The organism is Dysgonomonas sp. BGC7, from assembly GCF_001261735.1.
In the GTDB taxonomy this organism is placed as follows: Bacteria; Bacteroidota; Bacteroidia; order Bacteroidales; family Dysgonomonadaceae; genus Dysgonomonas.
Genome location: NZ_CVRP01000007.1, coordinates 618,535 through 644,930, shown reverse-complemented (window position 1 = coordinate 644,930; position 26,396 = coordinate 618,535). Strand labels below are relative to the sequence as shown.

At 36.9% G+C, this 26,396-nt stretch carries 20 protein-coding genes; 8 read left to right on the top strand and 12 right to left on the bottom strand.

Annotation, left to right across the window (positions count from 1 at the left end; all coding sequences use genetic code 11):
* Positions 1-159 precede the first annotated feature (159 nt).
* A complete protein-coding gene (gene secDF, locus BGC7_RS08000; protein WP_050701025.1) occupies positions 160-3,135 on the top strand; it encodes a protein translocase subunit SecDF in 2,976 nt (991 codons plus the stop codon).
* Between the two features lie 93 nt (positions 3,136-3,228).
* Here secDF and BGC7_RS07995 read toward each other — a convergent pair whose 3' ends face one another.
* From BGC7_RS07995 to crcB, 6 genes are all read right to left on the bottom strand, one after another.
* Positions 3,229-3,723 (bottom strand): DUF456 domain-containing protein, encoded by a 495-nt coding sequence (locus BGC7_RS07995; protein WP_050701024.1) that lies wholly within the window; start codon positions 3,721-3,723, stop codon positions 3,229-3,231.
* Positions 3,720-4,496: a M15 family metallopeptidase gene (locus BGC7_RS07990; protein WP_050701023.1), complete on the bottom strand. Its 777-nt coding sequence runs from the start codon at positions 4,494-4,496 to the stop codon at positions 3,720-3,722. The genes BGC7_RS07995 and BGC7_RS07990 overlap by 4 nt, the downstream gene beginning before the upstream one ends.
* Positions 4,497-4,562: 66 nt before the next feature.
* Positions 4,563-4,955 (bottom strand): DUF1573 domain-containing protein, encoded by a 393-nt coding sequence (locus BGC7_RS07985; RefSeq protein ID WP_050701022.1) that lies wholly within the window; start codon positions 4,953-4,955, stop codon positions 4,563-4,565.
* 164 nt (positions 4,956-5,119) lie between these two features.
* Positions 5,120-5,764 (bottom strand): murein L,D-transpeptidase catalytic domain-containing protein, encoded by a 645-nt coding sequence (locus BGC7_RS07980; RefSeq protein ID WP_050701021.1) that lies wholly within the window; start codon positions 5,762-5,764, stop codon positions 5,120-5,122.
* Positions 5,764-11,733, bottom strand: coding sequence for an alpha-2-macroglobulin family protein (locus tag BGC7_RS07975; protein ID WP_050701020.1), 5,970 nt, complete (start codon positions 11,731-11,733; stop codon positions 5,764-5,766). Before BGC7_RS07975 ends, BGC7_RS07980 begins: the two co-directional genes overlap by 1 nt.
* A gap of 105 nt (positions 11,734-11,838) precedes the next feature.
* Positions 11,839-12,195 (bottom strand): fluoride efflux transporter CrcB, encoded by a 357-nt coding sequence (gene crcB / locus BGC7_RS07970; RefSeq protein ID WP_050701019.1) that lies wholly within the window; start codon positions 12,193-12,195, stop codon positions 11,839-11,841.
* Positions 12,196-12,364: 169 nt separating this feature from the next.
* On the opposite strand from crcB, the gene BGC7_RS07965 reads away from it, so the two are divergent.
* A complete protein-coding gene (locus BGC7_RS07965) occupies positions 12,365-13,846 on the top strand; it encodes a DUF3943 domain-containing protein (protein WP_050701018.1) in 1,482 nt (493 codons plus the stop codon).
* A 5-nt stretch (positions 13,847-13,851) separates the two neighbouring features.
* Positions 13,852-14,265, top strand: coding sequence for a GNAT family N-acetyltransferase (locus BGC7_RS07960; RefSeq protein ID WP_050701017.1), 414 nt, complete (start codon positions 13,852-13,854; stop codon positions 14,263-14,265).
* 33 nt (positions 14,266-14,298) lie between these two features.
* Here the strand turns inward: BGC7_RS07960 and BGC7_RS07955 are convergent, their stop codons facing one another.
* Complete coding sequence (locus BGC7_RS07955) at positions 14,299-15,051, bottom strand: RNA methyltransferase (RefSeq protein ID WP_050701016.1); 753 nt, start codon at positions 15,049-15,051, stop codon at positions 14,299-14,301.
* Positions 15,052-15,053: 2 nt separating this feature from the next.
* Positions 15,054-15,455 carry a VOC family protein gene (locus BGC7_RS07950; protein WP_050701015.1) on the bottom strand — a complete coding sequence of 134 codons (402 nt, stop codon included), beginning with the start codon at positions 15,453-15,455 and terminating at the stop codon, positions 15,054-15,056.
* A 109-nt stretch (positions 15,456-15,564) separates the two neighbouring features.
* On the opposite strand from BGC7_RS07950, the gene BGC7_RS07945 reads away from it, so the two are divergent.
* A complete protein-coding gene (locus BGC7_RS07945; protein WP_242034432.1) occupies positions 15,565-17,994 on the top strand; it encodes a translocation and assembly module lipoprotein TamL in 2,430 nt (809 codons plus the stop codon).
* A gap of 14 nt (positions 17,995-18,008) precedes the next feature.
* Here the strand turns inward: BGC7_RS07945 and BGC7_RS07940 are convergent, their stop codons facing one another.
* Complete coding sequence (locus BGC7_RS07940) at positions 18,009-19,202, bottom strand: hypothetical protein (RefSeq protein WP_050701014.1); 1,194 nt, start codon at positions 19,200-19,202, stop codon at positions 18,009-18,011.
* Positions 19,203-19,553: 351 nt separating this feature from the next.
* Between BGC7_RS07940 and BGC7_RS07935 the strand changes: the two genes are divergently transcribed.
* The 3 genes from BGC7_RS07935 (at position 19,554) to BGC7_RS07925 (ending at position 22,366) form a co-directional block, all read left to right on the top strand.
* Positions 19,554-20,189 carry a peroxiredoxin gene (locus tag BGC7_RS07935; RefSeq protein ID WP_050701013.1) on the top strand — a complete coding sequence of 212 codons (636 nt, stop codon included), beginning with the start codon at positions 19,554-19,556 and terminating at the stop codon, positions 20,187-20,189.
* A 274-nt stretch (positions 20,190-20,463) separates the two neighbouring features.
* On the top strand, positions 20,464-21,651 hold the full coding sequence (locus BGC7_RS07930) for a MalY/PatB family protein (protein WP_050701012.1): 1,188 nt from the start codon (positions 20,464-20,466) through the stop codon (positions 21,649-21,651).
* A gap of 97 nt (positions 21,652-21,748) precedes the next feature.
* Entirely contained in the window at positions 21,749-22,366 is a 618-nt protein-coding gene (locus BGC7_RS07925) for an FKBP-type peptidyl-prolyl cis-trans isomerase (protein ID WP_050701011.1), read from the top strand.
* An 80-nt stretch (positions 22,367-22,446) separates the two neighbouring features.
* On the opposite strand, the gene aspS is transcribed toward BGC7_RS07925, so the two are convergent.
* Entirely contained in the window at positions 22,447-24,201 is a 1,755-nt protein-coding gene (aspS, locus tag BGC7_RS07920; RefSeq protein ID WP_050701010.1) for an aspartate--tRNA ligase, read from the bottom strand.
* Between the two features lie 52 nt (positions 24,202-24,253).
* Positions 24,254-24,544: a putative quinol monooxygenase gene (locus tag BGC7_RS07915; protein ID WP_050701009.1), complete on the bottom strand. Its 291-nt coding sequence runs from the start codon at positions 24,542-24,544 to the stop codon at positions 24,254-24,256.
* Positions 24,545-24,700: 156 nt separating this feature from the next.
* Here BGC7_RS07915 and BGC7_RS07910 point away from each other — a divergent pair, with 156 nt between their 5' ends.
* Entirely contained in the window at positions 24,701-25,654 is a 954-nt protein-coding gene (locus BGC7_RS07910; RefSeq protein WP_050701008.1) for an aldo/keto reductase, read from the top strand.
* Positions 25,655-25,727: 73 nt separating this feature from the next.
* Here the strand turns inward: BGC7_RS07910 and BGC7_RS07905 are convergent, their stop codons facing one another.
* Entirely contained in the window at positions 25,728-26,318 is a 591-nt protein-coding gene (locus tag BGC7_RS07905; protein WP_050701007.1) for a sigma-70 family RNA polymerase sigma factor, read from the bottom strand.
* Between the last annotated feature and the right edge of the window lie 78 nt (positions 26,319-26,396).

Genomic DNA, 26,396 nt, shown 5'->3' with positions numbered 1-26,396 from the left:
TTGTAAAGAATAAAAGATTATATTTGCACGCCTGAAAATGTGTATATGTCTTAGTTTAGCGCTGTTATATAAGAGAGCTTAAGGTATATACCCGTTTTCTTTGTAAGAAAAGAAAAATAGAAATAATAAATAAGTAAATAACAAAAAGTAAAATTCAAAATGCAAAACAAAGGCTTTGTTATAACATTTTCCATCCTCCTCACGTTGGTGTGTCTATTTTACTTGTCTTTTACTTTTGTAACAAAAAGTTACGATAGTAAAGCAGAGAAATATGCCGCAACATACGCTTCGGAGCAAGCTAAAGACAATCAGCAATTGTACGAAGAGTTGTACAATAAACATTACAACCACTATCTGGACTCGATGTCGACAGAAAAAGTTTGGTTAAACTTCAGCGAAAAAATGGGTTATACCCTTAAGGAATGTCGCGAAAGAGAAATCGGACTTGGATTAGACCTTAAAGGTGGTATGAGTGTTATAGTAGAAGTAGATGCGGCTGCCGTATTAAACTCACTTGGAGATACCGAAAATGAAGGTTTCATCAATGCACTAAAAGCTGCATCAGATGAAAATCATAAAGGTAGTAACCGAGACTATATTACTCTTTTTGTAGAAAAGTTTAAAGCTGCTAATGGTAATGATAAACTAGCCGGAATTTTCAGCACAAAACTAAGAGATCAGATTACGCCTACAGACAAAGACGACAAAGTAGTATCTGTTCTAAGATCTGAACTACAAAGTGTAGCAGATAATTCATTCAACGTATTACGCACACGTATCGACCGCTTTGGTGTTGTTGCGCCTAATATTCAAAAATTGGATAGAGCAGAGCGTATATTGATAGAACTACCAGGTATCAAAGAACCGGATCGTGTAAGAAAACTACTACAAGGTAGTGCAAATCTTGAATTCTGGAAAACATATAAATCAAGTGAAATACAAGGCTATATAGGAGCAATTTCGGAAAGATCGAAAGAAGCTTTAGCTAATGTAGACAAAACTGCATCTGATTCGGTTGCTGTAGTAAGTGATTCTACAGTAAATGTAGCTGTTGCTGAAAATGGAACACTCGGCTTTACTAAGCCACTAGATCAAATGCTAGAAAGATTGCCATACGACGGAGCTGTTGTTGGTTATGTAAACAGAAATGACACAGCTGCAATAAACACTATACTATATAAATATAGAGACCTATACCCTAGTGATTTGAAGTTTGCTTGGGGATTTAAAGCTGAAGATGCAAGAGAGACTTTATTTGCATTGTATTCTCTTCGTGGAGACGGTGTGAAAAAAGGAGCTGCTCTTGATGGAGAGGTAGTAATATCGGCTAAAGCAGACCAATCTCAGCATAGTGCTGCATGGGAAGTGGATATGCAGATGAACTCTACAGGAACTCAGCGTTGGGCAACTATTACAGGAGCTGAAAAAGGAAAAAGTATAGCAATCGTATTAGACGGACATGTATACTCCGCTCCTAATGTAAATGATAAAATTGAGGGTGGACGCTCTCAGATTACAGGTAACTTTACTGTTGAAGACGCTAAAGACTTGGAGAACGTGCTTAAATCGGGTAAAATGAAAGCCGGAGTAAGTATCGTTCAGGAGGACGTAGTAGGTCCATCGTTAGGACAAGAGGCTATCAAAGCAGGTATTGCATCATTTGTTTTGGCACTTGTTATACTGATGCTATATATCTGTCTTGTTTATGGGTTTATACCAGGTATGATCGCTAACACGGCACTGATCATCAATCTATTCTTTACAATAGGTATATTGGCGGCATTTGGTGCTGTAATGACATTGCCGGGTATAACGGGACTTGTACTTGCTCTTGCTCTTGCAGTGGATGCCAACGTACTTGTATATGAAAGGACAAAAGAAGAATTGAAAGCCGGCAAGAATGTGAAAACAGCCGTTGTAGACGGATACAAGCATGCTTTCTCAGCAATTTTTGACGGACATGCCTCACAGGTTATCACAGCTATAATCTTGGCATATTTCGGAACAGGAGCTATCCAAGGTTTTGCAACAACATTAATTATAGGTATTATTGCATCGTTCATCACAAACGTATTCTTAACTCGTATATTCTATGAATATATGTTTGAAAAAGGCAAACTAAGAAACCTTACGTTTGTAACAGCGATTTCTAAGAAAATATTCAAAGAAACGCATATCAATTTCTTAGGATTAACTAAGCACATATTCATTATTTCTATAGTCTTGATAGTTGCAGGTATAGCCTCACTATTCATCAACGGATTAAACGGAGGTATAGACTTTACAGGAGGACGTAACTACATTGTACGTTTCGATGACAAAGTAAATGCCGATGATATGGAGAAAGTATTAGTACCTGAATTTGAAGGATCGACAGTATTAGTTCTTACCAGTGGTTCTGCAAGCCAGTCTTCGACAAGCAGTCAGGTTCGTGTAACAACAAACTACAAGGTAGAAGAAGCTACTGATGCTGTGGAAGCAGAAATCAGAAGCAAAATGACTACCGCTTTGGCTGCAAAAGGTTTTATTCCGGCAGGAAAAACTATCGATGATTACATCTTAAGTTCTCAACGTGTAGGACCAAGTGTTGCCGACGATTTAAAGACAGCAGCTACTGTAGCGGTACTCATTGCCATTGTATTTATGGCACTATATATACTATTACGTTTCCGCGACATAGCATTCTCGGTAGGTACTTTGATTGCAGTTATGCACGATGCCATTATGGTTATTATTCTGTATTCATTGTTGTATAAGATTATGCCATTCTCTATGGAGATTGACCAATCCTTTATAGCGGCGGTACTTACAGTGGTAGGTTACTCTATCAATGATAAGGTTGTTATCTTTGACCGTATACGTGAAATAAAGAATATATATCCTAAGCGTGATATAACAGAAACTATAAACGAGGCTCTGAACTCAACATTGGGTCGTACATTAAATACATCTATAAGCTCTATGCTTGTTGTATTCTGTATCTTCTTGCTTGGTGGCGATACTATCCGTAGCTTCACGTTTGCTATCTTTATCGGTATCTTCATTGGTACATATTCATCTGTATTCGTTGCTACTCCAATAGCATGGGGTATCTTCAAAAAAGAACACAGTAAGAAGAAACTAGCTCAGGAATAATAAGACTTAGCTTAATATAGAAAGAGGGATTAATTTGTGATTAATCCCTCTTTTATTTTTCAGTATAGTTTGTCTATATATCAATATGCAATATTAGAAATACGCCGTCAATAATTCTTTAAAGAAATAATAACTAAGGACTAAGGCAACAGCCAATTTCATTACAATACCTGTAAGAAAACCAAGGAAAGAACCGAAACCAGCTTTAAGAGCAACTTTAAACTCCTTTTCATCTATAAGCTCCCCTACTACAGCTCCAATAAAAGGGAAAATAATAATGCCCCAGGGAGGGAAAAAGAAAAAGCCTAATACAATGCCTATCCCACTACCCCATGCACCTTTCGATCCTCCTCCAAATTTCTTAGTTCCCCATATAGGAATATAATAATCGAGTATTTGAACCAATACTATAACAACAGCCCAAACGAGCAAAAAGTAAGTAGAAAACTCAACTTTTGATGTCAGATGCAACAATATGATTCCAACATAGTTGAGAGGAGGTCCCGGTAATATCGGTGCAATACATCCTACAACTCCTGCAATCATTAATATTACACCCAGTATTATAAAAACTATATCTAATGTCATTCTTTTTCTTCTAATAGTAATTCTGGCCTATATTCAAAATGCATTGTATCGTAATGATACCATTTGCCACCCCAGATAAATCCATATTTTTCAAATATATCTACAATCAATTGAGGAATACGATTCTTATATATCAAATCGGCATCTTCCGCCTTACAATGACAATCCCATTGCCAAAAGTTTGAATACTTAACGTTGAGATCTATCGCAATACCATAACTATGAGGGCTTAGTCTATTTGCTCCCCGCACTTCTCTCCAATTGAAAGTGCCGGCACTATATAAATAGTCTCTTAATTCGGTATGTTTATCCAGCTCATCCGAAACTTTTTGAAGTTGCTTATCTACACCATTTATTTGGCTGATTTTTAGATTCTGATTTATCAAGTTGGGACACCAAACTATTGTCACGAGATGTTTTTGTACTTCTTCAGATGTAGCTCCATACATTCGTTTAAATAATATTTCGCTTCGTATTCTTCCCGGATCATGATTCTTCGGTAAGTCTTTCACTACTCCTTTCTCATATTTATATACAAACATATCTTCTACGAGGTCACTCTTTATTAAATCCTTATGGGCTTTTCCTACACTTTTCTCATATTTTACCCTACTACCATCATCCATAATTAAATGTGTACCATCAAAGCTTATTATCGACAACGGATAGACTCGAAGTAGCTTCTTAACAGCAGAGGGATAGACATCTACCTCTTGTGCCTTAACTGTTCCTATTGCTAATATAAGAATTAGTACATACTTTAATTTATTCATTTTTATCGAGAAAAAAAGAGGGATATACCCTATTGGATATACCCCACTCTATTAGTTTTTATTTTCTTATTTTCTAATAACTTCACCTTTTATATTCACTTTATAAATAGAATCAGGTACATTAGTAAATATTGTAACTTCTTTATTAAATGTTCCAACACGGCCAACTGTAGAATAAGTAACTTTTATAGAACCTTCTTTTCCCGGTAGTATCGGTTCTTTTGTATAATTAGGTGTTGTACAGCCACAAGATGTTTTTACACTCTGTATAATAAGAGGAGCTGTGCCTGCATTCTTAAACTTAAACTCGCAACTCACCGTACCCGCATCTTCCGATACTTTTCCAAATTCATGTACTGTTTCAGTGAAAACTGCTTTCGGTACTTTTTTACCTTCTTGTGCAAGAATAAACCCTGTTGATAATATTAATGCAAATAAAATAAATACAACCTTTTTCATTTTATATTCCTATTTTCTAATTAGTTAAATTGTAGTTTCTAAAGTTCTCTCTGTGATAAAATCATACAAATGTAGTAATAAAAAATACGATCTTCATTTTTTTTACATTATTTCACACTATACATTTTTAAAATAAAGCTTGAGATAAGTAATAAAAAATCTAATTAAATATAAATCCATATCAGAATAGGGCTCTTCTCTTCTTGTATCAATATATCAACTTTGCGCATTATATTATCATTGATTACAGGACACCCCTGACTCCATCCCAATGGTAAATGCCGTGGATATATTTCTTTTTCCGAAACGGGAGAGTGAGAATGCAACACTATCATTCGTCTGAAAGCATTGCTGTTTGTCTTTTCCAATCCATGCATTTTGTAATGTACATTTATCCCCCAGTTGCTATATGAACGTATACCTAATTTATATTTGCCTAAAGAGGAACAATAGCTTCCCTCTGTATTACTAAATACGGGTGTGAGATGAGTACTCTTCAGACCATAACCATGGCAGCAAAGGCTTGTATATTTAATTGTATCATTAGCAAAATCCCAAACAAAAAAGCGATTTTTACCCGAATGGATGCTAAAGTCGATCAAAATACAGTATTTCTGATTAAGACCTTTCTTTTTAATATAATCTTGTGCCGAGTCTGCTTTTGCCTTCAAACGGGCAAAAGCAGCTTTTTTCTCGGCTAATTCTTTATTTCCTTCTCCATCTTCGGTTTTACTATTGACGTTTCCGCACATTATAAAAGAAAAGACGAATAGCAATATAATCAGTGTGTAAGGTATTTCTCTATTCATTATTTTTCTTTTACAACTACTTTTACTCCTTGGGTATGTGATATATATTCAGGTGCATACGCACATTGTATAGTAGATACTCCATTAGCATATTCTCCTGTTCTATTTACATATACGGCATATTCTAATACATAAGTGCCTTTAGGCAAGAAGTCGAAATAGAAATTAGTTGATGCATCTTTAGATGTTTGATAATACATTAATCCATCAGACCATTTAACTCCTGACACTGTCTGTATAGGTTCGAAGCACGGAGCCCGCATATCTTTCAACTGAACAAATGTCATATCCTTATCGGAACGTATTGTCAAACGTACAACAACTTTATCTCCTACAGAGAGTGAACCACTATCATCGATAGAAGACAGGCTGCTTCCAGAAGCTGTAACATTCTCCTTGAACAGTTTCTTTTCAATGCTCAAACTTCCTTTCTGAGCTGTTACCTTATCCATATCTTCATAATATTGCCAGTATAAAGCTCCATAGGCGGGATCAGAAGCCAGAGTAGCTACTTCTACTTTCCCCATATTATTATTTATTTCCGATTTGTCCCAAGTTTGTTTGATATAGCCTGTACCTAATTCCTGATTTTGCGGTTCCACTTTTTTGTTACCCATAGTTATAGCAACAGGAGTAGTTTCACCTGTAAACCAATCGGAGCCAGAGCTAAGCAGAGTACTTACAGCATCGATAGTGGCATGCGTAGATTCCCATACCTGTGTGCGTTTCTGATTCAACAACCAACGTTTCATTGCGTTTAGCTCATCTACCGAAGCTCCATTTTCCTGCAAGGCATCCATAAGGAAAGTATGTGTGCTGACAGCCGATAGCGACATGAATACATTGCTACGGTTATTCGGCCAATACATACCTTGAGCCTTATTATTTACAGCATGCTCACGGATTGATTTAATTATTTTGTCGGCTAATTCTTTTTCTCCGTTTCGTTTCAGTACTGTTGCTAATATAGAGCGTTCGTACAAACTTAGTTTAGTCCACATACGAGTAGCTGCCGCAGTAAAGAAACGTTCGGCCTGACGAGTTTCCTGATTGATAGGAATATCACGATAGAATGAACGCACATACAGATATTCTATCTGATTGGTAGATAGAGAAGGAGTCCCTTGTTTCATATCCTTGTTAGATAATCTGTTGTAATCATCCAATATCTGCTTGTCTACATATTTGAGGGCGTCCATCTGCATCATTTTAATTTCTTGAGGGTATTCTACTTGCCCTATTAACTGCAATCGAGCATAACCATAAAGAATATACTGAGTGATAGCACGGCTGGAATACATACCTTTATACCACGACCATCCTCCATCAACATTCATTAACTCTGACAATTTCTTTGTCGCAGCATCTGTTTGTTGCTTAGTGTTGTTGAGGTCGAACAAAAGAGACAAACGTTGCATTTGTTCCGATTCGTTTTTAGCCTCCATCACCCATGGTATTTCTTCTAAGAGTACAGCCTTTAGTTCTTCATCTTTTTGCAATTTGGAGACTAAGGTCTGCTTATCGCTTCCTTGTTTTTTCCAAGCCTCTATCATGGTAGCAACTTTTGGGTATTGACGCACAAGAGACGAACCCAAAGTATTTACATAATAAGCAGCGAACCAGTTAACAGCATTTTCGTTTGATGGATTACTCAATGTAGGCAACGCTTGTACAGCATACCAAGCCGGATTGGAAGTATATTCCAATGTCAGTTTATAGTTACTTAATGTGGTCGATTTATTATTATATAACTTATCGAAAGTAAATGTACTTGTTCCACTCTTAATAATATCAATAGGCATACTCTCTGTTACCAGCATACGGTTAGGCAACACAGCTAGAACGTGCTGTTCGCCATCGCTGAATGTAGCATTCTGTGCTACTATACGACAACCAATAAGCTCAATATCTTTAGGAACATCGAATGTCCAAGAAGCAGATGTAGACGAGTCTTTTTCGACAGAGAATGACTGAGAAGCATTTACTATACTCAAATCGATGGCTTTCTCTGTAGCAGGATCAAAAAATTCGATAGAAACATTCCCTGCAATAGCAGCTTCGGATAGATTAGAAATTTTGGCAGAAATGCTTGTTTTATCGCCTTGACGAATAAAGCGTGGCATATTAGGTGTTACCATCAATTCTTTTTGTGTAACAATAAACTGTTCTACAACTCCTACTCTACTTCGCTTGTCATGAGCCATAGCCCTGAATCGCCATGTGGTATTGCTCTCCGGAACAGTAAAAGTAATCAGCGTTTCTCCTTTTTCATTGGTACGCAAGTGAGGGAAAAAGAAAGCTGTCTCGTTGAAGTTTTGACGAATTTGGATGTTTCCATGACTTTCCTCGACATTTACCCCATCATCTAAAAATTCAGCTTTAGATCTTAGATTAGGTGCAGCAGCTAAATTCCCTCCCAATCCTTTTTGCACAACATTTTCCTGTAACACCAATCCATCCATACTTTTAGCATAAACTGGTGCATCCATAACACTAATAGATATACTATTCTTATCTGCACTTTCTTCCTTAGAAAGTATATATTCATCAAAAGGCTGAGACATATAACCAAACCAATTTATTTGATCGAATCGTCTTACAGTCTCACTCATAACCGATCCGGTAAGAGGAGGAGGAATTTCACCATTCCCTGATATTCTCGGACGAAGAGAGAAGTGAGCGAACATATCATTATTCGCATAATATGTGTTTGGATAATTATAATTCATAGAATATATAGCCGCCTGATATTTTTGCGGACGGTTAAGATACCAAGCACTATATGGATATATTTTGTCAAGAGACACATCGTACATAGAAGCCAGAACCTCGGCCACAGCAGTATTATTCAGAGTATCTTTTACACTTAGTGTCCATGTTTCAGCTTGTCCCGGACGAAGTTTGTCTCTAAAAACTTCCAGTTTTACATTCAGCTTGGCATCTGTTTTTTCCTCTTCTTTTTTCAGTGTTACATCTTTATTATATAGTTCTCCATTTTTAACATAAGTAAATGAGACATTTACACCGTCTCCATATTCCGGCTTATATGGAATAGTGAAACTATGATTGGAATCGCTTAATTTTATAAACCTACGTTCAATCACTCCATTATTGTTATATAGCTGATACAGAACATTTATATCTTTACCCGATACTCCATAAATGATTTCTACAGGTCGGTCATCCTTCGTGAAAGTATTATTTTTGTTTACTAGCCATCCTTCAGATTTCACAGGAGGCTTTTTGTCGGAGTAAGAAAATAAAATAAAATCGGTCTTACCATCTACCTCAACACCATTACTATCCAAGGCTTTTACCTCAATACGGTATTTTCCGGAAGGAAGCGTTTTCAGTACCGATTTCAAAGCATCTTGCTCTCCAGACCTAAAAGCACCTTCTTTTACTTTCGACTGAATAGAATCATTGTCATCTAATAAAGACACAGTGTATGATCCTGAGGTTTCTATTTCAACACCTTGCAGATTTTTAGCTATAATACCTAATTTATAAACACTGTTCTTTTCCACTTGCGACTCCACCTCTATATTTATTGCCATCGAGACATTGCCTACTGTGACAGAATAAGTATTGGATTGGGTTTCTCCATTCACATCTGTGACTGTAGCTGTGACTTCGAAAGAATACACCTGTCGTTGAGATGTTCGCATCATACTCTTACCATCTCCGGCTTCGGGAGTAAACGAAATCTCAAACGAACCATCATCATTTGTTTTTACTGTTCCATCGTCAAAAGGAGCTTTGTAGCCTCCTCTCCAGTTCCAAAAACTGAATTGGGCACGTGTGATAGTATATTTTACATCAGTCCCCTGCAAACTTACTCCGGAGAAATTCTTTGCATGACCTTTGAGGATAACTTTTTTTCCGAAAGAATATGTCTTATCTATCTTGTCGAAAGTTATTTCGAAAGTAGGACGCTTATATTCTTCAACATTAACAGATGCTGTACTATTATCTACAACAACTCGGTATCTTCCGAGTAATCCCGATTGAGGTATGATAAATTCGCCCGAAATGGAACCGAAATCGTTAGTTATTATCTCTTTTTGAGAAACAATTTCATTATTCGGGTTCATCAATTTTACAACAAATCCTTTATCTGATATAACATTAGAGTTATTATCGATTGCTATTGCCTTAAAGAACAAAGTCTGTCCGGGACGATACACACTTCTATCTGTGAGAACCGAAATAATAGGACCTTTGTCTATCTGTGGCTGATTCACACTCCAACGATACGAATTCTCTGATAATGATTCTGCCTGTAGGCAAGAATCTGCTCCCAAAGCAACAGTATATTGTGCAACCTGATAACGATATGAGCCCTTCTCTGTCAATGCTTTTTCTTTATATGTAGCAATTCCCATTGTATTTGTTTTCAAAAAGATAGGCATTGGGTCTTCGTCTTCCTTTTTCATTTTTACAGGCTTCACCGTAACAGTCACATTCTTAAGAGGCTTACCGGAAATACGATCGGTAACAAAGATTTCATATTCGCTCTTTGCGCTGTTACGAGAAAAAGTAATAAGGCCGGTTACTACAAAATCGAACCGATTATATTTATACCCGGAATAAACAAAATCACTTTCAACATCTTCATCTTTTTTATTCAGTTCATCTAAAGAGATGTCTGATAAACAATACCTACCGACAGGAAGCTTACCCAAGTCAAGGGCTAATGTGTCAGACAAATATGTAGTCTTCGAAGCAAGACTCATTGGATAGGCTTTAACAAGGCTATATCTCCCTTTTTCGATTTTGTAAAGATTAAAATCCTGCTTATCAGATATCGCTTGTGTATTTTTATATTCAAGTATTATTTTTACTGAGTTAGACGGATATATGATACCTTTTCCCCGTACCTGTAAATCGGGTGTTTCGAGAAGAGCCAAATCTCTTTTCAGAAGTCTTGCTCCATAAGATTCAGGATATTTATCTATTCCTTTCTTCAACCAGTCATACTTCTCTTTATTAATCTCTACGGACATTTCGCCCCAATTGTACGAATTAACAATTCTAGAAATAACCTCTGTACTGGTCTCATTATTCTCATATTTTTTCTCTAAACGTACTAACGCATCATGGGCAGGCTTACCACTAAAATTACCGGAAACGGAAGATATAAAGTCTATCTTATCCATCTCTGTAAGAATAATTGTGGAAGTAAGATTTCGTCCGAGCAGATCTCTCAGATATTCCTGATAATAAAGAAATACAGATTGTTTTTTATCTGCTCCTGTTTTTATATTCAGTTTTGTGTATTCTTCAGCAAATAAAGCCAACTCATCTACACTCACTTCGGTATTTTCTAGTCCTGAATCACCATAATTTATACTATTGATATTCTTAGATATATCAATAGCACGCTTCATGAGAAAGTCATATATAGTCGGATATATTTCAGTATCTCTCCCCAGATTTATTATATCATCATATTCCTTTGTAGTATGTTTTTTTAAGGTAGAAATATCTTGTATAGACAAGTTGAGGTTTTCTATAATTTTATCAAGGAACATATTTCCACTCCATTCATTAATGTCTTCCGGCACAAAGTCTGCAATATTCGTCCTTCGGTTTATCTGCCAACTATTATCACTATAATAATTAGAATAAACCTCAGCCAACATGGAATTCAACAAAGCCTTTTCTACAGCATTATTTGTCTGTACAATAAGCGTTTGAAGATCTGAATAAATACTGTCGCTGTCACGGTCAATATCTCTATTCAATTTATTCTTATATATAAGAGCCTTTATTACCTGAGTATTATTTTTCTCGGCAAATGCTTTCTTCAGAACAGTATTTACTTCATTCAATGCCGATTGGGGAAGAGACTCCTCCAAGAACTTCTCAATTCGGCTCCAATCATTCTCATATTTATTGTTTGCTTTTTGTGCCATCATACCGATGCTCAATAAAAGGAGTAAACTAATTAATAATTGCTTGTTCATATTATTATGTATAGGATTATTTCTCGATTATATGATATAGACGAATAACAGGTAGTTATTTCACAAATTAGAATATTAAATATCGTTAAGAGATCTGCGATTTGTTTACTTTGTAAGATACATACCTAACCAAACAGCTCCAAGTCCAAATACAAGGCTTGATACTACGTAAACAACAGCAATGGGTATATGGTTGTTATTTACCAACGTTAAAGTTTCATTAGCAAAAGTGGAAAATGTAGTGAAACCTCCACAAAAACCTGTAATAAGCAAGAACCGTAGATTATTTGAAGGAATAAGGTTTGCGAAAAGGCCAATACAAAAGCAACCCAATATATTAACAAAAAATGTTGCAACCGGAAAAGGAAAAGGTTCGATACGTGCAACAAAAACAGATGTAAGAAATCTCAAGATACTCCCTACAGCCCCTCCAGCACCAACCAACATTATTTGCTTTATCATAGATACAAATCTACTTAAATATAGATAAACCGTAAACTAAATACTCCAATATTATTCAAGATGAAAGGTAAAAAACAAAAAGAGGGTGAGCAATTAGCATTTGTTAAACAATAGTTAAGGGTTTTTGTTATATTTGCATCTCAATAAAAATAAATAATGCGGAGTAAAAATGCGAAACAAACTAATCCCCGTTTTCCTCTTAATAATTATAATCTCCACTTCGGCGCATGCACAGTTCGCGATCCGCTATCAGGTAGCCCCGCCCAAACCTGCCGATTCGCTCGACATTGCATACTATTCTAAAAAGAATGGTTGGCTGGCAGCGTCAAAAATAGTAGGATTGAATATGAGTATTTGGGCTTTTGACAGATATGTCCAAAAAGCAGACTTTGCTTATATCAATATTCATACCATAAAAAAGAATCTTAAACATGGTTTTGTTTTCGATAACGACCAGATGGGAACAAATATGTTTCTACATCCTTATCATGGTAGCTTATATTACAATTCAGCCCGCTCTAATGGGTTTAACTATTGGGAGTCCGGACTTTTTGCTTTGGGAGGAAGTGCAATGTGGGAGCTTTTTATGGAAAATGAATATCCTTCTATAAACGACATTATAGCAACCCCTATAGGAGGGTTATCATTGGGGGAAGTATTTTATCGCACATCTGATCTTGTTTTGGATGACAGAAGAACGGGTAGAAATAGGTTTGGCCGAGAGCTAGCCGGTTTTATCATTGCTCCTACGCGTGGGCTCAGCCGTATTATCAGTGGCGATGCATGGAAAAGACGTTCTACATCAGGAAAACAATTCGGAGTACCGGATGTGAGTGTTGAAGTCTCTGCCGGAGTACGTGTTCTGGAACTAAAAGGAGAGATATTAGACAAAGGAGTTGGTGCTGCAATGGATGTAAACATAGAGTATGGCGATAGATTTTCAGCCGAAAATGAAAAGCCTTACGATTACTTTACATTTAAGGGTAACCTCAATGTTCATAGTTCGCAGCCTTTGCTCAGTCAGTTAAATATTATAGGCCGATTGTATGTCACAGATCTGGTAGACACACAGAAAGATTTCCTTAGTCTAGGATTTTATCAGCATTTCGATTATTATGATTCAGACACTATCTCAAGTGTTTCTAACAAAATACCTTATAAATTTTGTACACCAGCATCAGCCGGTGTAGGGCTAATATACAGAAGCAACAGAACCCGTAGCTTCTCATTCGATGCTTTCCTACACTCTAACTTAATTATACTTGGAGGTACTCTCAGCGACCATTATAAAGTAGATCAAAGAAACTATAATCTGGCTAGTGGGTTCAGTACTAAAGCCGGATTCAATCTCGCTTATAAAGATAGACTAAGCATCTCCGGAAACTATGAAATGTATCGTATGTTTACGTGGAAAGGTTATCCGGAAGATATAGACTGGGATACGATCGACGTCCACGAATTCGATTATCAGGGAGATAGGTCACAAGCCATACTTCATGCAGCCAGCCTCAGAGCAGATCTGAGACTGACCAGACACATGTTTCTTACCGGAATCTATTACAATTATACTCGTGATACGAACTACAAGTATTTTTCTGACGTATTCTCTAATACATCTGAAGGTCGTCTGATGCTAACTTATAAATTCTAAAAACTATGATAATATCCGAAGCTCCTTATGGAGAGGTTTTAACCATACGCCAACAAGTAATGTACCCTGAGAAAGATGTTGATTTTGTAAAACTACAAGACGATGATCGGGCTATTCATGTCGGAGTATATGAGAACAATTCTCTGGTTTCAGTCATGTCCATTTTTCTACACGGACGAGATGTCCAATTCCGAAAACTAGCTACTCTTAACAGTATGCAACAAAAAGGATATGCGTCAGCCCTCATGCAGTGGCTTATAGACTATGCCAATGATATGAAACTAGAACGTCTGTGGTGTAATTCGAGGAAAGAGGCTATAGACTTTTATAAAAAATTCGGATATGAAGAAACTGACAAACAATTTACAAAAAACGGATACGATTATATTGTTATGGAAAGAATATTCCAGCATAGCTAGAATCTGACTTAATCAGAAACTAAATGTCCGGAATTATAAAATCCGTCTTCTAAATTCTGCACAAATAATAGCTGTAGCTATGGCTACATTAAGAGATTCTGAAGTAGAGCTTCCCAAAGGATAATTTGGTATATAGAGTCTTTGGGTTATCAGTTTTTCTATTTCAGGGCGTATTCCGTTTCCCTCATTTCCCATCACAATAATTCCATTTTCGGAAATAGTCTGTTCGTACATATTTTTACCATCAAGCAAAGTTCCATAGATAGGCAGATGTTTGTTCCTGATCAAAAAGACTGACAAATCTGTATAATGAACAGATACCCTAGCCAAAGCACCCATAGTAGCCTGTACTACTTTAGGGTTATATACATCTGCGGTGTCCTGCGAACAAAATATATTATGAATTCCATACCAGTCTGCCAAACGTATTATAGTCCCTAAATTTCCCGGATCTTGTATTCCGTCAAGAGCAATTGTCAACTGACTATCTACATTTACATTCTCTGGCTGCTTAGGTTGATAAAAAACAGCTAAAACCTGTTGTGGATTTTGCAAGAAGCTAGCTTGTGCCAACTGACTTTCAGTGACTTCTATAACATCTTCTACATCCGAAACATCAAGACCTTCTAAAAATGTATGAGTTCCAATTAATAATTGACACTTTATAAAAGGAAGTAGGTCTGTTACAAGTTTATTTCCTTCAGCAACAAATGTACCAAACTCTGTCCTATATTTCTTCTCTTTAAGAGAGCGTATATATTTTAGTTTACTTTTACTTAAATCCATAATTAAATATGATCTCTATATAATACTTCGAGCCTATTACCCTCAGGGTCTACCGTTTCGAATTCGTAATAGCCATCTCCGGTAATTCTGGGACCTCTCAATATTTGATAACCGCTCACAGACAATTCCTGAGCTTTCTTGTCTACTTCTTCTTTAGTATTTACAGCAAAAGCAAGATGAATATATCCTTTATATTGCCGAATATTATCATTCAGATTATCAGGAATATCCTCTCTGTGCATAATTTCTAATTGAGATCCCGAAGAGAACGTTAAGAAATAGCTTCTAAATCCAGTCTGACTATTTTCGTACAGATCATTACTCTTAGCACCAAAATGATCTATATAATAATCTCTGATTAATGCTAGATCATTAACCCAAATAGCAGTGTGATGGAGTTTCATTTATATATTTTTCAAAAATACTTTATACTCTTTTCTCAACAAAACTACAAAAAGAAACAATTAAAACCCTAAATTTGTCGTTCATTTGATAAATAGAATTTGTACCGGTATGTCGCTTATGAAAAATAAGTTGTTCAAAATCCCTTTGCTTGCTGTTTTATGTGCTATACTTATACAGTCGTGTAGTTCCACAAAATTTGTACCCGATGGAGAATACTTATTAGCAAATGCAAGCGTAAAAAGTGATAAGAAGGTCATTCCTACATATGAGATAGAAACCTATATAAAACAAAAGCCCAACTATAAGACATTCTCTATATTTAAGCTTCCTCTTTTTATATATAATCTGTCCGGCTCCGATACCACCAAATGGGTAAACCGAACACTTAGAAATGCAGGAGATCCGCCCGTACTCTACGATAGCACACTCATGCATCAAACAATTATCGATCTCAAGCAAATCATGACAAATAAAGGATATCTGAATGCTGAGATCACTCCTACTGTAGACTTAAACAAAAAGAAAGCTAAAATAGTATATAATATTAAGGCCGGAGATCCTTACCGAATAAGTGAATACAATATAGACGTAAATGACAGTATAATATCGAATCCGATCTTTTTATTACGGAAGTATAATAAACAACCGGATGCTGAGTCTGCCAACATTAAGTATACAATGGACACTATACTACGTCACAACACATTGGTACGCCCCGGCACTCCTTTCGATCTGGATATGCTGGACAAAGAAAGAGAGAGAATTTCCTCCGTTTTCAGACGTACAGGATATTATGCTTTTAATAAAGAATACGTAGGATTTGAAGCTGACACAACTATAGGCAACAACAAGGTTTCATTAGACCTGAATCTCTATCCTTTTCTACTTCGCTCTCTCAATGGGCAGGAAGTAGAAACCCCGCATCATAGATATATCGTAAAAGAAGTTGAACTATACATTGATTACAACCCGTTGGAAGATGGAGATATCAGCCAGTACAAAGAATCGGAAGTATATGAAAGAAACGGCTATAAGATAAAGTATGGTCCAAGGGGAGAATATATAAAACCTCATATTATACTCAATAATTGCTACATAGTACCGGGAGCATTTTTTGATGAAAATATGACAACACTTACCTACAGTGCTTTGTCTCAGCTACAGATACTAAAAAACGTAAATATCAGCTATACTGAGTTTTGGGAGAATGATTCTACAAAACTACGCTGTACCATAACATGCGTACCTGATAAAAAACAGGGAATCTCCGATGAAGTGGAAGTTACCAATTCGGGCGGATATATTGGAGTAGGTGCAGGATTAGGCTATCTGCACAGAAATGTTTTCAGAGGATCCGAACTCTTCAATATTAAGATACAGGGAGCATATGAGGCTATTACACCCAATTTTGCGAGTTTTTCCGAAAACTACTTTGAGATAGGAGGAGAAACATCTCTTACTTTTCCCCGGTTTATGTTTCCATTCTTGAAGAAAGACTTTAGGCGGCAGATACATGCCTCTACACAGTTCAACACGAGCTATTCTTTTCAGCGGCGTCCCGGTTTCTTTACCCGAACGGTATTATCTACAGGTATTAAATACATCTGGCAAGATAGACGTATGTCTCTAAACCGCCATTCCTTCGACCTGATAGACATTAGCTATGTGCACTTACCAAAGGATCAATTAAACCAGAAGTTCTACAATGAATTATCGGCGGCAGCTCAACAATATAGTTTCAATGACCACTTTATAATGAGTTCCGGCTATACCTTTTCCCGATCGAATGTAGCTTCACCTACTCGTCGCAACAAACCCATCTACTCACTGAGAGCGTCAATAGAAAGTGCAGGTAATGTCTTGGCTTTAGCAGCTGCCCTAACCGATGCGAAGAAAGATGCGTATGGATCGAAACAAATATTTGGCACAAATTATGCCCAATATGTCAGAGGTATTGTAGACTATAGCAAGACCTATCAGGTAGATGAAAAGAACTCCATAGCATGGCACATTGGCGGTGGTTTAGCCTTCCCCTATGGCAACAACCAACAAATCCCTATCCAAAAAAGATTCTTCTCGGGAGGAGCTAACAGTGTCAGAGGATGGGCTATACGAGAGCTTGGCCCTGGATCATATTACTTTCAGGATACAAATGAAGAAGGACGGGTTAAAGAACGGGACAACTTCTATTTCCATTCGGGAGATATACGCCTCGATGGAAGTATAGAATACCGTAGTAAGTTGTTCTGGATATTAGAATTGGGAGCATTCTTAGACGCAGGTAACATCTGGACAATAAAAGAGTATGAGAAACAAGAAAGAGGCATGTTTAAGTTTAATAAATTTTACAAAGAAATAGCTGTTTCATGGGGGCTGGGAATCCGTCTCGATTTCGAATTCGTTCTTATTCGTCTCGATAGAGGATGGAAAGCTTATGATCCGAGTGGAGATCCAAGTACTACTAACTGGCCGATTAAAGATCCATTCAAATTTAAATCAAACGGAGCATGGCACATTGCTGTAGGATATCCATTCTAAACATTCAAAGAAATCTATCTCTCGTTCTCAATAACAACATAAGCCCTATATTTACTCTTTTCGGAAATGGGGCAAAGAGCTAAATAACCACTCTCTAATCTCTTATCAGCAAAGCTTATTGGATATTCTAACAAGTTTTCTTGATGTCTCTTCATTATTTCTCCCTCCGTAGCATTAAATTCTATAAAGAATTTTCCAGAAGAGGATGGTACAACGTAATTCTCGTACAGCTTAAAAGCTAAATATCCCATATTGTAACGCATATTAATCTCTAAACAAGGATGCAATTTATACACTCCACCGTCTTTATAGATCATCATATCCACCCCAATACATCCTTTATATACTTTGGCATATTGTTCTGTCAGTGTATTGAGTAATGACTTTTTGACCTCATCTAATAAGATATTGGATATTTTTGATGTCAAAATATTTTCGATCCTATTCTGAGAACCAATAAAATTTGCCTCATATCCACCTTTTTTATTTGTGTAAAATAATGAATAGCCTTCAAAAGAAACATTGCCTTTGCCATCACTCATAAACTCCATTGCAAAATCAACTTGCTTATCCAAAACACGTTCTACTGAAATATTACCTTGCTTCTTCAGAATACCGTGTAATATCTGACGCTCGGTACGGGTAAGCCCTGTAGGAGGTAACCAAAGCAATCCCCGCCCGGAAGAAGAATAAGGAGCTTTCGCCAAAAGAGGATAAGAAGAATTCTCCAGATAAGTTTCGAGGATTTCTAGACTATCGAAAATCTGAGGAGAAATGTTAGAGTCCACTTCGGGAACCATCTTTATCACTTCATTCAATACGTTTCTGGCAAACAATCTGCTATTCAAAAATGTATATTCATCATTCCAAATAGGGAGAGTAAATGATATATCTTGCTCTGCAGCCAACGTCTCCCAATAATATATTGACTGGGGAGAGATTCCCCACAATATTACCTCTTCGTCTGAATAATTTAGCAGGCTTTCATTTGTTACAGCCATAGGTAATGCCTCTAGATTCTGATAGAGAAATTGATAATAGTCCGGAATCTCTATCGTATCGACTAATACAACATCTCCCGTTGCCCCATACCATGCGGGCAGATAAGATAATTCATTTTGCATAGTCACAATATTCGCAGGCGCTGTATAATACGGAGAACCATTAAGCACTGCCGTTTCGTGTCCGGGATTGAAGTAAAGAATCATTCAACTAACGTTTTTATTATATATGACTATTTTCGGCCTAAGTAAAACTCCTATTTTAACTAAAAGGTGACAAAAGTTACATTTTCTACTCATATTTTGTTCGTTACTTTTATGTTACATAGAAAAGAGTATTTTCTTTATAGATAAAGTATAGAAATATAATAGCCACCTTTTACTATAGAAATTCAGAATACAAAATTAATCAATAAAATCAAGATAGAAATCACCTAAAAGAAGCTACAGTCTGAATAATAAATTGAATCAATCTCTACATAACAAATATCTATTTGACTTCTTGTTATCTTCAATGTATATTTGTAATAGAAATTAAACAAACTAAAAACAATAATTATGTCAGTATTAGTTGGAAAAAAAGCACCTGCATTTAATACAAATGCAGTAGTAAACGGACACGAAATCGTAGAGAACTTCTCTCTAAAACAATTCGAAGGTAAAAAGTATGTAGTATTGTTCTTTTATCCTGCCGATTTTACATTTGTTTGTCCTACAGAGATAATCGCATTTCAGGAAAAAATTGCAGAATTCGAATCTCGTAATGTAGCTGTTATCGGTGCATCTACCGATTCTGCATTTTCTCATTGGAAATGGCTACAAACAGAACAAAACGACGGAGGAATTAAAGGAGTAAAATACCCATTGGTATCTGACCAATCATTGATGATTTCTAATGCTTACGACGTTTTAGCCGGAAAATTCGATTACAACGACGAAGGAGAGGATGTATTTGAAGGCGCACCTCAAGCCTACAGGGGTCTGTTTCTTATCGACAAAAGCGGTATCGTTCGCCATCAGGTAGTAAACGACATGCCATTAGGACGTAGTGTAGACGAAATACTTAGAGTTATAGATGCTTTACAGTTTACAGAAGAGTATGGAGAAGTATGTCCTGCAAACTGGAAAAAAGGAGATAAAGCTCTGAAAGCAACACAAGAAGGAATATCGGACTATTTGTCACATAAACATTAATTATACATTATAGACCGTATTATTTTAGGTTAATTTAGTTCTGGAAAGGCCGCAATCAACAGTTGCGGCTCTTTTTATAGAATGAGCTCTATACCTTAATAAAAAGAGGAATATTTAAAGAAATCTCTAAAAACGATAACTTATAATTGAAGTTATGGATATATGAATAAATAATCCTGTGAACTTAAAAATGGAAAAAATAAAGATCTCCATCCGATTACTTGCTCCGAAAGGATTATCTTTGCATCTGTGTTGTTATTAAATAAATTTTAATATGTCCAAATATAATTTTGATGAGATAGTAGACCGCAAAGGTACAAATGCAATAAAAGTAGATGCTCTGGAGCCACGATATGGCAATCCTGATCTTATACCTATGTGGGTAGCCGATATGGATTTTAAGTCGCCTCCCTGTGTAACCGAAGCTATTATAGAAAGAGCTAAACATGGAATATTTGGCTATACCAATGCATACCAGTCCTACTACGATTCTATTATAAGTTGGGTAAACCGTCAGCACGATTGGGATATAAAACAAGAATGGATATCATTTATTCCGGGCATAGTAAAAGGTATTGCTTTCGCAATAGACTGCTTTAGTACTGTCGATCATAAGATAATAATACAGCCCCCAGTATATCATCCGTTCCGGATTATCCCAACCCTGCATCACAGGATAGTAGTAGACAATCCTCTAAAGCTGAATTCAGGACAATACGAGATGGATATAGAAGGACTAAAAAATCTCATTGATCCTACATGCAAAATGCTGATACTATGCAACCCTCACAATCCGGGAGGAAGAGTATGGACTCGCCAAGAGTTGATCGACATAGCAGAGATTTGCTACGACAATGATATATTAGTCATTTCGGACGAAATACATTCCGATTTGGCATTTGCCCCACATAAGCATATTCCATTTGCATGTGTTTCCGAAAAGGCAGCGCAAAACAGTATAACCTTTATGGCTCCGAGCAAGACATTCAATATCGCCGGAATCATTAGTTCTTTCTCTGTTATACCAAACAAAGAGATACGGGAGAAATTTTACGCCTATCTGGAAAGCAGTGAATTGGAAAGCGGACATATATTCGCCTATCTTGCTACTGAAACAGTATACAATCATGGTGAAAGATGGCTGACTGAATTAAAAGACTATCTGTGGAATAATATAACTTTTGTAGACAAATATCTGAAAGCAAATATACCTCAGATAAAAGCAATGCTACCCCAGGCTTCTTTTCTCATATGGCTCGACTGTAGGAAATTGAACCTCTCACAAAAAGAATTAAACTTTCTTTTTGTAAATGATGCAGGATTGGCTCTAAATGATGGCACAATGTTTGGGCAAGGAGGAGAAGGATACATGCGCCTAAATATAGGAACTCCGCTTTCTATAATTAAGAAAGCATTAGAGAATCTTAAAAAGGCAATAGACGCAAAACAAATTCAATATTGAGATTGTTTTTAGAATAAGTTAGGCACGATTATTGTAAATAAATAGTTAAAAGTCAGAAAAGACTTCGTTATTAATCAAAACAAACAAATACTTAAAAATGAAAATTTCTACAAATAAGTTTGTTTCTCTGTCTTACGACCTCAATGTAGGAGAAGGGGAGGAGCGCGAATTGATGGAAAGAGCTACAGTTGAAACTCCATTAGAGTTTATCTACGGAACGAATTCTATGCTCGAAGCTTTCGAAAAGAATATTGACGGATTAGCAGAAGGCGATAGCTTCGATTTTGTGCTTACTCCGGATGAAGCATACGGTGAGTATGACGATGAAGCTGTTGTAGATTTACCTCGCAATATTTTCGAACAAGATGGTAAACTCAACGAAGAAGTAATCTTCGAAGGAAATATCGTTCCGATGATGGATACTAACGGAAATCGTCTGAATGGCTCGGTAGTAGCAGTAAAAGAAGAGGTGGTAACAATGGACTTTAATCACCCATTGGCAGGCGAAACTCTTAACTTTAGCGGAAACGTACTTACTGTAAGAGAATCTACACCTGAAGAAATAGCTGCTCTGTTTGCTCCACAAGGTGGATGCGGATGCGGATCAGGTTGTGGATGCGGCGACAGCGAAGAAGGAGATTCTTGCGGATGCGGCAGTCACGGCGAAAAAGAAACTGCCGGAGGTTGCGGATCAGGATGCGGATGCGGTCACTAAAAAGCTAAATAAACAAATAAAAAAGCTACAGTATATACTGTAGCTTTTTTTGTTAATATCTAATTTTATTAAATTCCAATTTATTCTTTTATCTCAACCTTTAAGTTTAGTTCATCCAACTGAGATTGATCTATAACAGAAGGAGCATCTATCATAACATCCCTACCCGAATTATTTTTAGGGAAAGCAATGCAATCGCGAATACTATCCAATCCTGCAAACAAAGAAACCAGACGATCAAGACCAAATGCTAGTCCTGCATGAGGTGGTGCTCCATACTTAAACGCATTCATAAGAAAACCAAACTGAGCCTGAGCTTTTTCTTCGGTAAAGCCTAATACCTGAAACATCTTATTCTGTAGCTCGCTATTGTAGATACGAACAGAGCCTCCTCCTACTTCCACTCCGTTTATAACCATGTCGTAAGCATTAGCACGAACAGCTCCCGGATCGGTATCTAACAAATGGATGTCTTCTTCTTTAGGACTTGTGAAAGGATGGTGTTTAGCAAAATAACGTCCTAGCTCCTCATCCTTTTCCAGTAGAGGAAAGTCAACTACCCAAAGACAATTAAATTGATCTTTATCTCTCAATCCCAGCTGCTCCCCTACTTCGAGACGCAGTTCGCATAATTGTTTCTGTGCTTTTTCTGTTTCGCCACAAATAATTAGAATAAGATCTCCCGGCTCTGCATTACAACGATCAGCCCATGTTTTAAGGTCTTCTTGATTGTAAAACTTATCGACAGAAGATTTCAGCGTTCCATCAACCTCATAGCGGACATAAACCAACCCCTTAGCTCCTATCTGTGGACGTTTTACATAGTTGGTTAGTTCATCCAATTGCTTACGAGTGTACGATGCTGCACCCTTAGCACATATCCCCCCTACATATTCGGAAGAATCGAAGACAACGAAATCTTTGCCTGTGGTAAGATCTTTAATCTCTACAAACTCCATCCCAAAACGAGTATCAGGCTTGTCCGATCCGTAATATTTCATAGCGTGAGCATACGACATGCGAGGAAAATCAGGAATGCTAATACCTTTGATAACCTTAAAAAGATGTTTAGTCATTCCTTCAAACATATCCAATACATCCTCCTGACCGACATAAGACATTTCACAGTCTATCTGAGTAAACTCCGGTTGACGATCTGCACGCAAATCTTCGTCACGAAAACATTTTACTATTTGGAAATAACGATCAAAACCCGAAACCATCAGCAATTGTTTAAATAGCTGAGGCGATTGAGGCAGAGCATAAAATTCTCCGGGGTTCATACGTGATGGAACCACAAAGTCACGAGCTCCCTCAGGAGTAGAACCTATCAGTACAGGAGTTTCCACTTCGAGGAAATGACGCTCGTCGAGATAGCGGCGTGTTTCAAATGCAATCTTGTGGCGCAGTTCAAGGTTCTTGCGAACAACCTCACGACGCAAATCAAGATAACGATATTTCATCCTCACATCATCTCCCCCATCTGTATTGTCTTCAATAGTAAAAGGAGGTGTTTCCGAGGTATTTAGTATAACTAATTTAGTTACGATTATTTCTATTTCGCCTGTCGAACGGTTTAGGTTTTTATTTGAGCGTTCTTGCACCTTACCTGTCACCTGTAAGACATATTCTCTGCCCAGTTTATTAGACTGCTCGTATAAGTCGGCGTTTATATCTTTACCGAAAGATAGCTGTGTAATGCCATAACGGTCGCGAAGGTCAACGAAAGTTACACCTCCTCCAAGTTTGCGCACAGCCTGCACCCATCCGGCCAATATTACTTCTTTATTTACATCTGCAAGGGTCAACTCCCCACACGTATGATTTCTGTACATAGGATAATTATTTAAGCAGCCAACTCTCGAGGTTGGCTAGCTTTGTTCTATATTAATATATTCGCTTTATTACATCTACACTCAGGCTATCGACCTTACCTTCTATTGCTGCAACAAATGCCTTGAAATGTACACTTGCGTTATGCTCGTCAATAGCAGCCTGAGATTTCCATACTTCAAGAATTGTATATTTCAACTGATTTTTGCAATCTTGGTGTAAGTCATACGATACATTTCCCGATTCTTTTCGTGTTTCATCAACTACTGTACGGAATATCTTTTCCATTTCGTCACGAAACGCCTCTTTGACTACAACTACTGCAATAATTTTCAATTCCATCATAACCTTCTATATTTAACCATTCAGGGATACAAAAGTATAGATTTTATTTGTCTTTATTATTAAATCATGAGAACAATATCGTTACTTTCAGAATATAATATATAAATTGCATTGCTTTATTCTAAATGAGTACTCATCAAAATAATATCTCAATTTATGAAATATAATTACTGTGGAAGAAGCGGACTTCAACTACCTGAAATATCTTTGGGTTTATGGCACAATTTCGGAGATGTAGATGATTTCGAGACATCAACATCCATGATTTTACATGCTTTCGATAGAGGTATCACGCACTTCGATCTGGCAAACAACTATGGGCCTCCTCCGGGAAGTGCTGAAAGCAATTTTGGGAAGATACTCTCCAAAGAGCTTAAAAGCCATCGTGACGAACTGATTATATCGTCAAAGGCAGGACATCTTATGTGGGACGGACCATATGGAGATGGAGGTTCCCGAAAATATATAATGGCAAGTATAGATCAAAGTTTGAAACGCACAGGACTTGAATATTTTGATATATTCTATTCGCATCGTTACGACCCAAATACACCTGTAGAGGAAACGATGCAGGCATTGATAGATATAGTAAGACAAGGAAAAGCCTTGTATATAGGCATTTCGAAATATCCGCCACAAAAAGCGATAGAGGCTTACGAGATACTAAAAGGCCAAAATATTCCGTGCCTTATCTATCAAGACAGATATAGCATGCTGGCTCGTGAACCTGAAGCCGAACAAATGAATATAAACAAAAAGTACGGAGTCGGATTTATTGCATTTTCGCCGTTGGCTCAAGGCCTTCTCACCAATAAATATCTACACGGGATTCCTAAAGGATCGAGAGCAAGCAAAAGTCATGGATTTCTTCAGGAAAAGGAAGTGACGTCCGAAGTAGTAAAGAAAGTAACCGCTCTGAATGAGTTAGCTATACAACGAGGGCAAACTCTTGCCGAGATGTCTTTAGCTTGGTTACTACGAAACGAGCATGTGACATCCGTTATTATAGGTGCAAGTTCTGTAGAACAATTAAAAGATAACTTAAGAGCAACGGACAATTCTCTATTTAGTCCGGATGAGTTGAATCTAATTGAAAATATCCTAAGATAAAAAAATGAGCATCATTAAAAATGATGCTCATTACTTAATTATTAACCTTATAAAAGAACTGACTACATAGCACTTACATTGTAAGCACTATATCATTTTCTTCTGCCATACGGCGTATATTTAATATAGCATAACGCATCCGCCCCAAAGCTGTATTTATACTTACACCTGTCTGATCTGCTATTTCTTTGAAGCTTAAGTCCTGATAGTAGCGCATCTCTAGCACTTCTCGCTGAGTGTCGGGCAAATATGTTATTAATTTTCTGATATCTGAAGTTATCTGCATCTTTACCAACTCGTCTTCGATAGTACCATCGCACAGAGCCGGATTATTTAACAAATCGACTGGAGCTTCATCGTTCGATACTGTATTTTCGTTTTTCTCCTGACGAAAATGGTCTATTATCAAGTTGTGGGCTATACGAGAAATCCACCCGCGAAACCGACCTGTCTCAGTATAACGACCTTGTCGGATAGTTACAATTGCTTTTATAAAAGTTTCCTGAAAAATATCTTCGGCCAATTCTCTGTTACGCACAGTGAAGTAAATATAATTATAAATACTCTGCTTGTGACGAGTCAATAAAATGTCGAAAGCAAGATTGTTGCCATTAGAATAATCAATAACCAATTCTTCATCGGTCATACTTATTAATGTTTCCATTATCTCTTATATTTTAAATTAAAAAGAGTAATGTATATTCTATAGGCAAAAGTGTTTGAGGTTTTTACTAATCTTTTA